General features: G+C 72.6%; 13 protein-coding genes. 4 read left to right on the top strand and 9 right to left on the bottom strand.

Annotation, left to right across the window (positions count from 1 at the left end):
* Positions 1-31: 31 nt before the first annotated feature.
* Both FKD65_RS06330 and FKD65_RS06325 read right to left on the bottom strand, forming a co-directional pair.
* Entirely contained in the window at positions 32-1,252 is a 1,221-nt protein-coding gene (locus FKD65_RS06330) for an acetyl-CoA C-acetyltransferase (RefSeq protein WP_141576592.1), read from the bottom strand.
* Positions 1,253-1,290: 38 nt separating this feature from the next.
* Positions 1,291-2,199, bottom strand: coding sequence for an SDR family oxidoreductase (locus FKD65_RS06325; RefSeq protein WP_141576591.1), 909 nt, complete (start codon positions 2,197-2,199; stop codon positions 1,291-1,293).
* A 137-nt stretch (positions 2,200-2,336) separates the two neighbouring features.
* On the opposite strand from FKD65_RS06325, the gene FKD65_RS06320 reads away from it, so the two are divergent.
* Together FKD65_RS06320 and FKD65_RS06315 are read left to right on the top strand one after the other, a co-directional pair.
* The gene (locus FKD65_RS06320; RefSeq protein ID WP_141576590.1) at positions 2,337-3,107 is read left to right on the top strand and encodes an enoyl-CoA hydratase family protein; all 771 of its coding nucleotides are present in this window, start codon (positions 2,337-2,339) and stop codon (positions 3,105-3,107) included.
* A gap of 222 nt (positions 3,108-3,329) precedes the next feature.
* The gene (locus FKD65_RS06315; protein WP_141576589.1) at positions 3,330-4,115 is read left to right on the top strand and encodes an SDR family oxidoreductase; all 786 of its coding nucleotides are present in this window, start codon (positions 3,330-3,332) and stop codon (positions 4,113-4,115) included.
* Positions 4,116-4,141: 26 nt separating this feature from the next.
* Here the strand turns inward: FKD65_RS06315 and FKD65_RS06310 are convergent, their stop codons facing one another.
* Complete coding sequence (locus tag FKD65_RS06310; RefSeq protein ID WP_240809989.1) at positions 4,142-5,746, bottom strand: AMP-binding protein; 1,605 nt, start codon at positions 5,744-5,746, stop codon at positions 4,142-4,144.
* Between the two features lie 137 nt (positions 5,747-5,883).
* On the opposite strand from FKD65_RS06310, the gene FKD65_RS06305 reads away from it, so the two are divergent.
* Positions 5,884-6,510 carry a TetR/AcrR family transcriptional regulator gene (locus FKD65_RS06305; protein WP_141576587.1) on the top strand — a complete coding sequence of 209 codons (627 nt, stop codon included), beginning with the start codon at positions 5,884-5,886 and terminating at the stop codon, positions 6,508-6,510.
* Between the two features lie 20 nt (positions 6,511-6,530).
* On the opposite strand, the gene FKD65_RS06300 is transcribed toward FKD65_RS06305, so the two are convergent.
* Complete coding sequence (locus tag FKD65_RS06300) at positions 6,531-7,286, bottom strand: CoA-transferase subunit beta (protein ID WP_205718565.1); 756 nt, start codon at positions 7,284-7,286, stop codon at positions 6,531-6,533.
* A gap of 2 nt (positions 7,287-7,288) precedes the next feature.
* Positions 7,289-8,167, bottom strand: coding sequence for a CoA transferase subunit A (locus FKD65_RS06295; RefSeq protein ID WP_141586446.1), 879 nt, complete (start codon positions 8,165-8,167; stop codon positions 7,289-7,291).
* Positions 8,168-8,293: 126 nt separating this feature from the next.
* Here FKD65_RS06295 and FKD65_RS06290 point away from each other — a divergent pair, with 126 nt between their 5' ends.
* On the top strand, positions 8,294-9,418 hold the full coding sequence (locus FKD65_RS06290; RefSeq protein WP_141576586.1) for a nitronate monooxygenase family protein: 1,125 nt from the start codon (positions 8,294-8,296) through the stop codon (positions 9,416-9,418).
* On the opposite strand, the gene FKD65_RS06285 is transcribed toward FKD65_RS06290, so the two are convergent.
* Genes FKD65_RS06285 through FKD65_RS06270 form a run of 4 tightly spaced genes read right to left on the bottom strand, consistent with a single transcriptional unit; the run spans position 9,415 to position 13,652 of the window.
* The gene (locus FKD65_RS06285; protein WP_141576585.1) at positions 9,415-10,575 is read right to left on the bottom strand and encodes an acyl-CoA dehydrogenase family protein; all 1,161 of its coding nucleotides are present in this window, start codon (positions 10,573-10,575) and stop codon (positions 9,415-9,417) included. The genes FKD65_RS06290 and FKD65_RS06285 overlap by 4 nt on opposite strands.
* A gap of 10 nt (positions 10,576-10,585) precedes the next feature.
* Complete coding sequence (locus FKD65_RS06280; protein ID WP_141576584.1) at positions 10,586-11,590, bottom strand: acyl-CoA dehydrogenase; 1,005 nt, start codon at positions 11,588-11,590, stop codon at positions 10,586-10,588.
* Positions 11,587-12,771: an acyl-CoA dehydrogenase family protein gene (locus FKD65_RS06275; RefSeq protein ID WP_141576583.1), complete on the bottom strand. Its 1,185-nt coding sequence runs from the start codon at positions 12,769-12,771 to the stop codon at positions 11,587-11,589. Before FKD65_RS06275 ends, FKD65_RS06280 begins: the two co-directional genes overlap by 4 nt.
* Entirely contained in the window at positions 12,768-13,652 is an 885-nt protein-coding gene (locus FKD65_RS06270; protein WP_141576582.1) for an enoyl-CoA hydratase, read from the bottom strand. The genes FKD65_RS06275 and FKD65_RS06270 overlap by 4 nt, the downstream gene beginning before the upstream one ends.

Below are 13,652 nucleotides of genomic sequence, written 5' to 3'. Positions count from 1 at the left end.
GTGCCGGGCCCGGTTCCGTCCACGGCGGCCATCAGGACATCCGCTGCAGGATCAGTGCCATGCCCTGGCCGCCCGCCGCGCACATGGTGACGGCGCCGAACTCCCCATCGCGCCGGCGCAGCCCGTTGACGAGCGTGGTGATCATGCGTGCCCCGGTCATGCCGAACGGATGGCCGAGCGCGATCGCACCGCCGTGCGGGTTGACCGCGTCCAGGTCCAGGCCGAGGTCGTCGCACACCGGGAGCACCTGCGCGGCGAAAGCCTCGTTGATCTCGACGAGATCAAGGTCGGACGCGCGCAGGGCGGCGTGGCCGAGCGCCCGGGTCATCGCCTCGGTCGGGCCGAGCCCCATGATCTCCGGAGACAGGGCCGACACCCCGGTGGACACGATCCGGGCCAGCGGTGCCAGCCCGAGGTCGCGGGCCCGCTCGGCGGACACGACCACGAGCGCGGCGGCGCCGTCGTTCAGCGGGCAGCAGTTCGCCGCGGTGACCGTCCCGTCCGGGCGGAACACCGGAGTGAGCGCCGACACCGATTCGATGGTCACTCCCGCGCGCGGGCAGTCGTCACGAGCCACGACCGTGCCGTCGGGAAGGGTCACGGGCGTGATGTCGGTGTCGAAGAAGCCGTCGGCGATCGCCTTCTCGGCCAGGTTCTGGCTCCGGACCGCGAACTCGTCCTGGCGCTCTCGGCTCACACCGCGCAGCACCGCGACGTTCTCCGCCGTCTGCCCCATGGCGATGTAGGGGTCGGGGAGCTCGCCGTTGCCGCGCGGGTCCGTCCACGGCGGTGCGCCGGCGCCGGACCGGGCTTCGGTCCGGGCCGACGCGTCGGCGTACCGGGGGTTGCGGGTGCCGTCCATCCCGTCCGCCTTGCCCCTGCCGAACCGGGAGACGCACTCGACGCCGGCGGCGACGAAGGCGTGCCCCTCGCCCGACCTGATCGCGTGCAGTGCCATCCGCGTCGCCTGCACGCTCGACGCGCAGTACCGCTGCACGACGGTCCCGGGGACCTCGTCGAGCCCCGCGCCGACGGCGGCCTGCCGGGCGATGTTGTAGCCCTGCTCACCGGCGGGCTGGGCGCACCCGACCACCAGGTCGTCCAGGGACGCAGGGTCCAGCGCGGGGGCCTGGGCGAACGCGGCGGCGAGCATCTGACCGAGCAGGTCGTCGGCGCGCATGTCCTTCAGCGAGCCCTTGAACGCCCGGCCGATCGGCGACCGGGCCATGGCGACGATGACGGCGTCGGACATGACTACCTCCCTGGTAGAACCTGCGATGGCGGAACGGGTCACTTGGCGCCGTAGACCGGCTCGGGGGCGGGGGAGCCGTCGATGAGGCCGCGCAGCGCGGCCCCGACGCCGGCCGCGTCCCACCGGCGGTCGAGCGCGGCGGCCGGGCCGTGCCGCCACCCGTCCTCCAGGCAGATCCGGCCGCCCTCGACCTCGATCACCCGGCCGGTCACGTCCGCGGACTCCTCGGTCGCGAGCCAGGCCACGACCGGTGAGACGTTCTCGGGGGTCATGGCGTCGAACCCGGTGTCCGATGCGGCCATCTTCTCGGCGAACGCGGTCTCGGTCATCCGGGTCCGCGCCGACGGGGCGAGCGCGTTGACGGTGACGCCGTACCGGCCGAGCTCCTCCGCCGCGACCAGGGTGAGCGCCGCGATCCCGGCCTTGGCCGCGCTGTAGGCCGCCTGGCCGACGCTGCCCTGCAGGCCCGCGCCGGATGTCGTGGCGATGACGCGCGCGCTGCGGGCCCGTCCGGCCTTGGACTCGGCGCGCCAGTACTCGGCCGCGTGCCGCAGGGTGGCGAAATGCCCCTTGAGGTGCACCCTGACGACGGCGTCCCACTCCTCCTCGGAGGTGTTGACCAGCATCCGGTCGCGCAGGAACCCGGCGTTGGCGACGAGGACGTCCAGCCCGCCGAACGTGTCGATCGCCTGCCGGACGAGCCGCCGGGCGCCGTCGAAGTCGGCGACGTCCTCGCCGTTGGCGACGGCCTCACCGCCCAGGGCCCGGATCTCCTCGACGACCTCCTGCGCGGGCCCCGCCGACCGCCCGCCGCCGTCCAGTTCGGCCCCCAGGTCGTTGACGACCACCCGGGCGCCCTGCCGGGCGAGTTCGAGCGCGTGCGCCCGCCCCAGCCCGCGTCCGGCGCCGGTGACGATGGCGATCCTGCCGGTGCATATTCCGCTCACAATCTCTCCTCATCCGTGGGGCGCGCCGGCGATCGCTCGCGTGCCCGGGGGTGGTGGTGCACCGCGATGCTAAGTTACCTAACAAACATTTGGCCAACAAGAGCGCCCGCAGGTCGGCGCGCCGAGAGGGGCGGAACATGGGCATCACGTCGGTCGCGCAGGGCGGCATCCGCGTCATCACGATGGACTTCCCGCCGGTCAACGCACTGCCGGTGGCGGGCTGGCGCGACCTGGCCGCCGCCGTGGCGGAGGCGGGCCGGGACGAGGACGCGCGGGTCGTCGTGCTCCGGGCCGAGGGGCGCGGATTCAACGCCGGGGTGGACATCAAGGAACTGCAGCGGACGCCCGGTTTCGAGGCGCTCGTGGGAGTCAACCGGCAGTGCTACGCGGCGTTCAAGGCCATCTACGAGTGCGCGGTCCCGGTCGTCGCCGCGGTCCACGGCTTCTGCCTCGGCGGCGGCGTCGGCCTGGTCGGTAACGCCGACACCATCGTCGCTTCCGAGGACGCCTACTTCGGGGTGCCCGAGGTCGACCGCGGAGCGCTGGGCGCCGCCACGCACCTCGCCCGGCTGGTGCCCGTCCACCTGCTCCGCACGCTGTACTACACGAGCCGGACGATTCCGGCCCGGCAGCTCCTGCAGTACGGGTCGGTCCTGGACGTGGTGCCGCGCGAGCGGCTCGACGACGCGGCCATCGCGGTGGCCCAGGAGATCGCCGCGAAGGACACGACCGTCGTCCGGGCGGCGAAAGAGGCGCTGAACGGCATCGATCCCGTGGACGTCAACCGCTCCTACCGGTTCGAGCAGGGCTTCACGTTCGAGCTCTCGCTCGCCGGCGTGGCCGATCGGCACCGGGACGCCTTCGTCGCCACCGGCGAGCCGCTGAAGGGCGATCAAGCGCACTCCTGACACGGGATCCCGGCCCCGGCCGCCCTAGGGCGGCCGGGGCTTCCCTTGACGATGTGATCCAGGTCATCCTAGCCTCCCGAGGCTAACAAATGTTTGTTTTAGCCGCAGCCGCAGCGGACGGGCGGAGGCAGAAGCGCGCCGTGCTCTGCCGGCGACATGTCCGGCGGGCAGCAGCAGATGCCGGCCATCGGGCAGGCGCTGATGCTTAGGAGGGAATGAGAGTTGGCGCTGACGATCGATTTCGCGGGCCGGGTCGTCCTGGTGACCGGCGGAACCCGCGGCGTCGGGGCGGGAATCGCCCGGACCTTCATGGAGGCCGGGGCGGCCGTGGAGGTCTGCGGCCGTACCGACCCCGGTGGGGACGCGTCTGGACCCGCGTTCACCCGTGTCGACGTCCGGGACGAGGAACAGGTCGCCCGGTGGGTGGACGCGGCGGCGGGACGGCACGGCAGGATCGACGTCGTCGTGAACAACGCCGGGGGAGCGCCCTTCACCGCGTTCGCCTCCGCCTCCCCGCGCTTCCACCGCCGGGTCACCGACCTGAACTTCCTCGCAGGCGTGTTCCTGGCGCAGGCGGCGCATCCGGTGATGAACGCGCAGGAGTCCGGCGGCGTGGTCCTCAACATCACATCCGTCAGCGCGCGCCGTCCCAGCCCCGGCACGGCGGTGTACGGGGCGGCGAAGGCGGCGCTGGAGAGCCTGACCCGGAGCCTCGCCGTCGAGTGGGCGCCGCGGGTCAGGGTCAACGCCGTCAGTTGCGGCCTCGTCGAGACGGAGGGGGCGGCGGACCACTACGGGGACCCCGCGCGGATGGAGCGCGTGGCCGCGACGATCCCCCGCGGCGTGTTCGCCGCGCCGGCCGACGTCGGGCATGCCTGCGCTCTGCTCGCGTCGCCGCTCGCCGCCCACGTCACCGGCGCCGTCCTCAATGTGGACGGCGGCGGTGAGTGGCCGGCCTTCCTGCAGTACGCGCCGGGCGTCGAGATGCTCCGGGAATCGGCGCCCTGAGCACCGGCCCGGCGCGGACGCGGGCCTCAGCCGCCGGCCGGTCGGCCGCCGTCCCGGCTGGCGGCGGCCCGCAGTTCCGTCTTGAGTATCTTGCCGGCGGCGTTGCGCGGCAGGCTCCCGGTGAGGACGATCTCGCGGGGCGCCTTGAAACCGGCCAGCCGGGACCGGCAGTGCGCGATGAGTTCGCCGGGATCGGGGACCGCCCCCGGACGCGCCACGACGTGGGCGACCGCGACGGACCCCATGCGCGCGTCGGGCCGGGCCACGACGGCGGCCTCCGCGACGTCGGGGTGCGCTGCCAGCACGTTCTCCACCTCGGCCGGATAGACGTTGAACCCGCCGACCGTGAACATGTCCTTCAACCGGTCGGTGATCTTGAGACAGCCGTGCTCGTCGAGACGCCCGACATCACCGGTGCGCAGCCAGCCGTCCGGGCCGACCGCGTCGCGGGTGGCCTCCTCGTCCTCGAAGTAGCCGAGCATGGTGTTGCGCCCGCGGACCAGGATCTCGCCGTCCTCGCCGGGCGGCACTTCGGTGCCGTCGCCGCCCACCAGGCGGAGCTCCACTCCCGCGACCGGCGGTCCGGTCGTCTCGGCGACGTGCCGCGGGTCCTCGTTCGGCCGGGACTGGGTGACCATCATGCACTCTGTCAGGCCGTACGCCTGCGCCACCTGGGCGAACCCGAGCTCCTCCCGCATCCGGGTGAAGAGGGTCTCGGGGACGGTGGCCGCGCCGGCGGTGGCGAAGCGCAGCGAGGAGAGGTCGTGTTCCTTGAGGCGGGGATGGGCCAGCAGGGACAGGAACAGAGTCGGCGTCCCGGGCAGCACCGTGATGCGCTCGCGCTCGATCAGTTCGAGCAGGCGGTCGCCGTCGAACACTGGCACCGGGTGGACGGACGCTCCTGCGGTGAGGGACGTGATCACCCCGGCCTTGTACCCGAACCCGTGGAAGAAGGGGTTGACCACCGCGTAGCGGTCCTCAGGGGACAGACCCGCGCCCGCGGCCCAGATGCGGGCGACGTCGACCGTCTGGCGGTGGGCGCTCATCACGCCCTTCGGCCGTCCGGTCGTTCCCGACGTGTACAGGATGTCGCACAGGTCGTCGGGCCGCACGCGGTCGGCGGCCTCCTGGGCGGCCTCCGCCGGCACCTCGTCCCCGCCCGCGAGGAAGTCCGGCCAGGGCAGCGCATCGGCGGGCGCCCGCCCGGCGGGCACGTCGACGACGGTGCGCAGGTGCGGCAGGCCCGGGACGGGACCCGCGCCGCGCGGGCCGTCGGCTTCGGCGGCCGCCGTTCGCAGCATGCCGGTGAGGCCGAGGTCCAGGAAGCCGTTCGAGGCGACCAGTGCGCAGGCGCGGGACCGCGCCAGGATCGCGGCGGCCTCGTGGCCCCGGTAGCGTGTGTTCATCGGCACGACCACCGCGCCGAGGGACTGCGCGCCGAGCATCGCGACGATGAACTCGTACCGGTTCGGCATCCAGATCGCCACGCGGTCACCCGGCCGTACGCCGAGCCGCAGGAACGCGCGGGCGGCGCGTTCGGCGAGCCCGGCGAGGTCCCGGTAGCTCAACCGGACGCCTCCGTCCGCGACGGCGAGGCGGGCACCATGGTCCCGCACGGCATCGCGCAACATTCCGGGGATGGTCATCGACGGGGTCACGGCGTGCATGTCACTCCAGGGGAACGGGGCGGGTTCGGGGTCGGCACGAGCCGTGCGCGACACTGGACGGCGCAAGCGAACAAACAGTTGGTCAAGACGAGGAGACGCACATGACGGTGGCGAGGGCGGGCGGCCGACCGCCGAAGAAGGAGGCGGTCCGGGCGGACGGCATCGACAGGCGCGCACGCCTGCTGGCCGTTGCGGCCGAGCTCTTCGCCACTCAGGGGTACGCCGGGACGACGGTCCGCGATATCGCCGACAAGTCCGGGATACTTCCCGGGAGCATCTACCATCATTTCAGCTCCAAGGAGGACATGCTCGACGTGATCCTCCGGGACTTCCTCTCCCCCCTCTACGAGGGGTTCTCGGAGATCGAACGGCAGGGCGATGACCCACGCGAGGCACTCAGCAAGCTGATCCGCGTATCCTTCGCCTGGATCGTCGAGGCGCCGCACGCGGTGGCCGTGTACCAGAGCGAGAGCGACAACCTGATCGGGCAGGAGGCGTTCGAGTACGTCGCCGACTACAGCCTGAAGATCGAGCAGATCTGGCTGCGGGTGCTCACCGCGGGCCAGACGTCCGGCGTCTTCCGGCCGGACCTCGACATCAAGGTGTCCTACCTGTTCATCCGCGACTCCATCTGGTCCAGCGTGCGCTGGTACCGGCCCGGGGGGCAGCTGACGTCCGAGAGCGTCGCCGAGGAGTTCCTCGCGCTGGCCTTCCACGGACTGCTCTAGGAACGCCCGCCGCCCTCCGCTCAACCGGCGACCTCGCGGGTCCGCGCCGACGATGGGTCGATCACTTCGCGGATCAGCCGCAGCTCCTCCGGCGTGGGCGCGCGGGTCTCGGTCGCGTCCGTCCCGTCGATGGCGAAGCCGGTGCTGCGCTGGACCTCCTCGACGGTGACGCCCGGGTGGACCGACCTGATGCGCAGTGTCCCATCGGCCGCGTAGTCCAGTACGCCGAGGTCGGTGATGACGACGCCGAGATCATGGAACCGCAATGCGGCGCCACCGGCCTCCCGGGCCCGGTCGTTGCCCACTCCGGACACGATGTCGACCCGCTCGACGAAGACCTTGGGGGAGTGGCGCGCCACCCAGTAGTTCGTCCGGTGGTTCACGGTGTTGCCGGGCGCGCCGCGCACCCCGATCAGCTGCCGCTTCGGCCGTCGCCAGTCGCCGATCGCGGAGATGTTCTGGTTGCCGTACCGGTCGAGTTGGCTCGCCCCCATCATGCTCTGGCGGCGGCCCGACTGCAGCACGTCGAAGACCCTGCGGAAGGGCACCCACGCCTCGATCACGCCGCCGGCCGCGGCGGTCCGCCCGAGGGGCGGGGGCTCGGCCATGAAGAACGCCTCGCCGTCGGACAGCACGAGGTCGGGGGAGTGGGTCATGCGGGCCAGCCGGGCGCCGACGACGGGCACCGTGCCCACCGCGTGCGCCAGCACCTCTCCGGCGTCGCGCCAGGAGTCGGACGCGGCGGCGATGCACACCTCGGCTCGGGTGAACTCCATGGTCAGGCATTCCTCTCGTCGGCGCCGACCGCCGCCCGGCCGGCGATCGCGGCGCGGTAGGCGTCCTCGCCGCCGCGCAGGTAGGTCTGCTCGAATGTCCGCCAGGCGTCCGGGTCCTTCGCGGCTGCGGCGTACTCCTTCTGGAACGCCTCGTCGCGGTCGTAGTCGGGGACGCAGGACGTGAAGTGGGCGCCGTCCGGGGCCTCGATCACTCCCGTGACGTATATGCGGCCGACCAGGAGCGACTGCACCGGAGCGCTGCGTCCATCCTCGCCCGGTGCGAGGAGCCGCCCGGTGGGCACGACCTCCTCGCAGCTCAGGAAGCAGCGGTCCGCGCCCATGGCGTAGAGGTCGTCGAAATAGGGGTCGGGGCCGAGGTACTGCCCGTTGCCCGCGGCGTCCGCCCGGTTGAGGTGGATCAGCGCTACGTCCGTCCGCAGCGCGGGCATCGCGACGTACTCCTCCTCGCCGTAGGGGGAGGCGACGGTCCGCAGATCCGGGTTCATGGTGAGGACGTCCGATGCCAGGCCCGCCCGGGTCGGCAGGAAGTCCAGCCGCTGCGCCGCGGCCCGCAGCCCGGCCACGTACATGCCCTCGTCGTACTCGGCGACCTCCACGGCACCGCTCTCGCGGGCCGCGCGGAAGTGCGGATCGAGGGGGATGCTGTCCAGGGAGACGAAACCGTAGACCAGCTTGCGCACCTTTCCCGCCGCGCAGAGCAGCCCGACGTCGGGCCCGCCGAGGCTCACGACCGTGAGATCGCGCACATCGGTCCGCAGCAGTGCGCGGACGAGCGCCATGGGCTTGCGGCGGGAGCCCCAGCCGCCGATGCCGATGGTCATCCCCGATTCGATCGTCCCGGCGAAGTCCTCCAGGGACATCGTCTTGTCCTTCAACGCGGTCGTTCCTCCTCGGTCCGCGGCGCCGCGCCCTTGCCGGTGGGCGCCGTCTCGCGCATACTCGTCGAGCCGTAGTAAAACAAACATTTGTTAGAGAGGGAAGTCCGCATGGCACAGCAGCCCGACACGCTCGCCGCGAGGTCCGGTTCGAACGCGGCGGGGAGGCGGCGGCACCCCGCGCTGCAGACCCGGGCGACCGAACTGTTCGGCGTCGAGTACCCGATCGTCCAGACCGGCATGGGATACGTCTCGGACGCCCGCCTCACGGCGGCGACCGCCGAGGCCGGAGGACTCGGGGTCCTCAGTGCCGGGCTGCTGTCCTATGAGGAGCTCTTCCAGGCCGTCGACACCGTGCAGTCGCTCACCGACCGGCCCTTCGGCGTGAACATCCGCGCGGACCAGCCGGACGTCGTGAAGCGCGTCGACCTGCTGATCCGCAAGAAGGTGAAGGTCGCCTCCTTCGCGCTGGCCCCGCGCGAGGACCTGATCAAACGGTGCAAGGACGGCGGGCTGGTGGTGATGCCGTCCACCGGCGCGCGCCGGCATGTGGAGAAGGTGGCCGCCTGGGGCGCCGACGCCGTCATCGTGCAGGGCGGTGAGGGCGGCGGGCACACCGGCCAGGTCCCGACGAGCCTGCTGCTGCCCCAGGCCCGCGACGCCGCCGACATCGTCGTCCTCGGCGCGGGCGGCTTCTTCGACGGCCGCGGGCTGGTGTCGGCGCTCGCCTACGGGGCCGACGGGATCGCGATGGGCACCCGCTTCCTGCTCACGGCCGACTCCCCGGTGGCGCAGGCGGTCAAGGAGGAGTACCTCCGTCGCGGCGTCGAGGACACCGTGCTCACGCTGCAGATCGACGGAGTGCCGCAGCGGGTCGTCCGCGGGCGAACCATCGACCGGCTCGAGCGCGGCACCGCCCCCGGGCGCCTGCTGCGGGCGGCTGGAAACGCCGTCGCCTTCCAGCGCTTGTCGAAGACTCCCTGGAAGGACATCGTGCGGGAGGGACTGGCCATGAAGCGCCATCACGGCCTGACCTGGAGCCAGGTCGTGATGGCGGCGAACGCGCCCATGCTCTACCGGACGGCGCTGCTGGACGGCCGTCCCGACATCGGCGTCATGGCCACGGGGCAGGTCGTCGGGCTCATCGACGACCTGCCGAGCTGCCGCGAGCTGATCGCGCGCATCGTCGACCAGGCCGTCGAGGTCCTGGAGCGGTTGGAGGGCGGCGGGCGCTAGGGCGGTGCCGGGGCGGCCGCGGCCGCCCCGGCACCCGCGCGCGACTTCCCCCGGTCCGCCGCCAAGAGGCGTCGGCGCTGCTCGTGCGGCTGCCCGAACAGCTGGGACGTGGCGTGCGCGCGCTTGAACAGCAGCTGAGCGTCGTGCTCCCAGGTGATGGCGATGCCGCCGTGCAACTGGACCGTCTCGGCGGCCACCGCGTTCAGCGCGTCGGAGCACCACGCCTTGGCCATCGCCGCCTTCTCCCCGAAGTCCGCCGACCCCTGCGCCGCGGACCAGGCCGCCGCCCAGGACAGCGTCCGGGACGTCTCGACGTGCACCAGCATGTCGGCCATGCGGTGCTTGAGCGCCTGGAACGAGCCGATCGGACGGCCGAACTGCTCGCGCTCCTTGGTGTACGCCACCGTCATGTCCAGGCCCCGCTGGGCCGCCCCGACCTGCAGGGCGGTCACGGCGACGGCCGCGATGTCCCGCAGTTCGGCGAGCTGCACGCCTGCGTCCTCGCACAGTGGGCGCGCGGGCGCGGCCTGGAAGTCGATCCTGGCGAACCGCAGGGTGAGGTCCAAGCCCGGCATGGGAGTACGGCGGACCCCGCCCCCTTCCGGGGCGACCTCGTACAGGCCGGGCCGGCCGTCTTCGCGCACGGCCACGACGAGTAGGACGTCGGCGTGTGCGCCGTCGAGGACCAGATGGGCCGAGCCGGTCAGGGTGCTGCCGTCGCCGGCGTTGGCGGCGCGCACGCCGGAGCGGTCCGGATGCCAGTGGCCGTCGGGGGCTGCCCAGGCCAGCGCGGCCACGGTCGTGCCCGCCGCGATGTCCGGAAGCAGCCGCGAGCAGGCGTCGGCGCTGCCGGATCGCAGGATCGCCTGTGCGCCCAGGACCGCCGAGCCGAGCAGCGGAGACGGTGTGAGCGCGTAACCCAGTCGTTCCAGGACCACGTGGGTCTCGAACAAGGAGAACCCCGCGCCTCCGTACTCCTCCGGAATTGCCAGGGCGGCGGCGCCGATCTGCTCGCAGAGCGTCGCCCACAGGTCCGGATCGTGGCCGCGCGGGCTCTGCAGCGCCTGGCGGACGGCCTCCCCGTCGCTGCGCCGCTCCAGCAGGGACCGGACGGTCGCGTCGAGCGCGGCCTGCTCCTCGCTCAGTGCAAAGTACACAACAGTCTCCTCAAGCGAGCGATGCGGGCGCCGGTGACGCGGCGGTGATGGCGGCGAGCACCCGGGACCGGTGGAACCCGGCCGTGCCCCAAGCGGAGACGAGGGCGCGGATCTTCGTGATCCACAGGCCCAGGTCGAACTCCTCGGTGTAGCCGATGGCGCCGTGCGTCTGGAGCGCGGTGCGGGACGCGCGGTAGGCAGCCGCCGAGACCGCCGCCTTGGCCGCCGAGACGTCACGGGAGGCGTCGGGCGAGCCGGCGCCGAGCGAGACGGCGGCGCCGTACACCAGCGGACGGGCGAAATCGAGGGCGACGCGGATGTCCGCGAGGGCGTGCTTGATCGCCTGGTACTCGCCGATGGCGCGCCCGAACTGCCGCCGCGACCCGGCGTACTCGACCGAGTCCGCCAGGACGCGCTCCCCGGCACCGAGCAGCTGGGCGGAACAGGCCAGGACGGCGGCGTCGAGCGCTCGCGCGACCTGGCCGGGTTCGACGGAGCCCAGCTCTTCTCCGGAGGAGGCCTCGAAGAGGAGGCGGGACCTGTCGACGGATGCGCGGGCGTCGCCGGTCCGCGCCGAGTGCAGCGCCGTCCCGTCAACGAGCAGCACGCGGTCCGCCGCATGCGCGTCGAGGGCGAGCGGCGCCATGGGCGGCGCGGCGGCGGTCACGATGATGCTCCCGTCGGCCATGCCCTCCAGGGACGCCTCGTCGCGGACGGCCGCGAGCAGCACCGGTGCCAGGACCGCCGACTCGACGTACGGACCGGGTACGGCATGGCGTCCGATGGCCTCAAAGGCGACCACCGCGTCGGCGGGGGCGGCGTCGAGCCCGCCATGGGCGTCGGGCATGCAGAGCGCGGTGACCCCGAGGCCGGCCAGTTGCCTCCACAGGTCCCGGCCCGGTGCGGGGTCGCCGTCGGCCCAGCGGCGCGCCGCGTCCGGAACCCCCGCGTCGGTGAGCAGGGCGTCCAGCGCCCGCGAGAACGCGCGCTGCTCGTCGCTCAGGGCGAATCTCATCGGCGTCCTTTCGGCAGGCCGAGCAGCCGCTCGGCCACGATGTCGCGCTGGATCTCGTTGGTCCCCGCGTAGATGGGCCCCGAAATCGCGAAGAGGTAGCCGTCCATCCACGAGCCCCCGGCGGCCGCGCCCGCGCCGCGCAACTCCGATCGGGCTCCGAGCAGGTCCAGGGCGGTCTCGTGCAGCCGCACGTCGAGCTCCGACCAGAAGATCTTGTTGACGCTGCCGTTCGCCCCCACGGCGCCGCCCTCGACGAGGCGGCTGAGGGTGCCGAACGTGTAGAGGTGGTAGGCCTGGGCCGCGATCCACGCGTCGGCGACGTCCTGGCCGAGTGCCGCGGTGTCCGGGGACGCGGTCTCGGCGCCCGCGCCGTTCGCCCGCCACAGGTCGAGGAGCCGGTCCGCCGCTGCGCAGAAGCGCCCGGGGGAGCGCAGCGACAGGCCGCGCTCGTTGCCCGCCGTGCTCATCGCCACCCGCCACCCGTCGCCGGGTGCGCCGAGCACGTCGGAGTCCGGTACGAAGACGTCGGTGAAGAAGATCTCCGCGAAGCCCGGGTGTCCGTCCAGCTTGCGGATGGGGCGTACGGTGACGCCGTCCGCGTCCAGGGGGAACATGAAGTACGTCAGTCCGCGATGGCGTCCGGCCTCGGGGGCGGACCGGAACAGCCCGAACCCGCGGTGCGCGAACGCGGCGCGGGAGCTCCAGGTCTTCTGGCCGTTGAGAATCCAGCCGCCCCGGGACTCGTCGCGGACGGCGGTGCTGCGCAACGCCGCCAGGTCGCTGCCGGCCTCGGGCTCCGACCACGCCTGGGCCCAGATCTCCGTACCGTCCGCCATGGGACGCAGATAGCGCTCCCGCTGCTCGGGGGTGCCGTACTCGAAGAGGATGGGCGCGAGCAGCGAGATCCCGTTCTGCGCCACCCGGGCCGGGCCGCCGGCCCGGTAGTACTCTTCCTCGAAGAGCACCCATTCGAGAAGTGACGCTTCCCGGCCGAGGTAGGCCTCCGGCCATGCCACGACGGACCAGCGGCCGGCGGCCAGCGTGGCCTCCCAAGCGCGGTGGGCTTCGAAGCCTTCGGCGGTGTCCATGTCCGGCAGGGGGGCGGGCGGAACGTGCTCGCGCAGCCAGGCACGGGCCTCGTCCCGGAACGCGCGTGCGCGGTCGTCCAAGTCGAGGTTCACCGGCCGTTCCCCCCGTTCGAGTCGCGCATCGCGCGGGCGTCCATGCCGGCCAGCGAGTCGACGCCGACCTCGGCGTTGTGCGCGTGCGCGGCGTGGTGGAGGCCGAAGACCGAGTCCATCCCCGACCGCATGCCCTGCAGGTCCTCGGCCTGGTTGATCGCCTTCTTCGTCAGTGCCAGCCCGAACGACGGCATCTGGCTGATCCGCTCGGCGATCGCCAGGGTCTCCGCCTCCAGGTCCGCGCGGGGCACCACGTGGTTGACCATGCCGAGCTCGCGGGCGCGTTCGGCCGGGAAGCGATCGCCCGTGTAGAGGAACTCCTTCGCGGCCCGCGGGTTCATCACCCACGGGTGGGCGAAGAACTCGACGCCCGGGATGCCCATGCGGACGACGGGATCGGAGAAGAAGGCGTCGTCGGCGGCGACGATGAAGTCGCAGGACCATGCCAGCATGAGCCCGCCGGCGATGCACGCCCCCTGCACCATCGCGATCATCGGCTTGGGGATCTCCCGCCACCGGCGGCACATTCCGAGGTAGACCTCCGCCTCTCGCGCGAGCCGCCGGTCGACGCCCTGCTTGCGGGTGTGGTCCCACCAGATCACGGCCTTGCGCTCGAAGGACTCGTCGATGTCCCGGCCGGGGGTGCCGATGTCGTGCCCGGCGCAGAAGTGCCGCCCGTTGCCGGCGAGGACGATGACCTTCACCTCGTCGTCGTCGACGGCGCGGGTGAAGGCGGCGTCGAGGGCGTAGGTGACCTTCGAGTTCTGGGCGTTGCGGTACTCGGGGCGGTTGAGGGTGACGATCGCCACCGTCCCGCGCCGCTCGTAGGTGACGACCTCCTCGTCGGGCCGGTCCACGGCGGCTGTGTCCGCGTTGCTCAT

Origin of the sequence: Actinomadura sp. WMMA1423, from assembly GCF_006547145.1 — a bacterium.
In the GTDB taxonomy this organism is placed as follows: domain Bacteria; phylum Actinomycetota; class Actinomycetes; order Streptosporangiales; family Streptosporangiaceae; genus Spirillospora.
The sequence above is the reverse complement of the archived record's forward strand: the minus strand, read 5'-3'. Positions and strand labels throughout refer to the sequence as shown.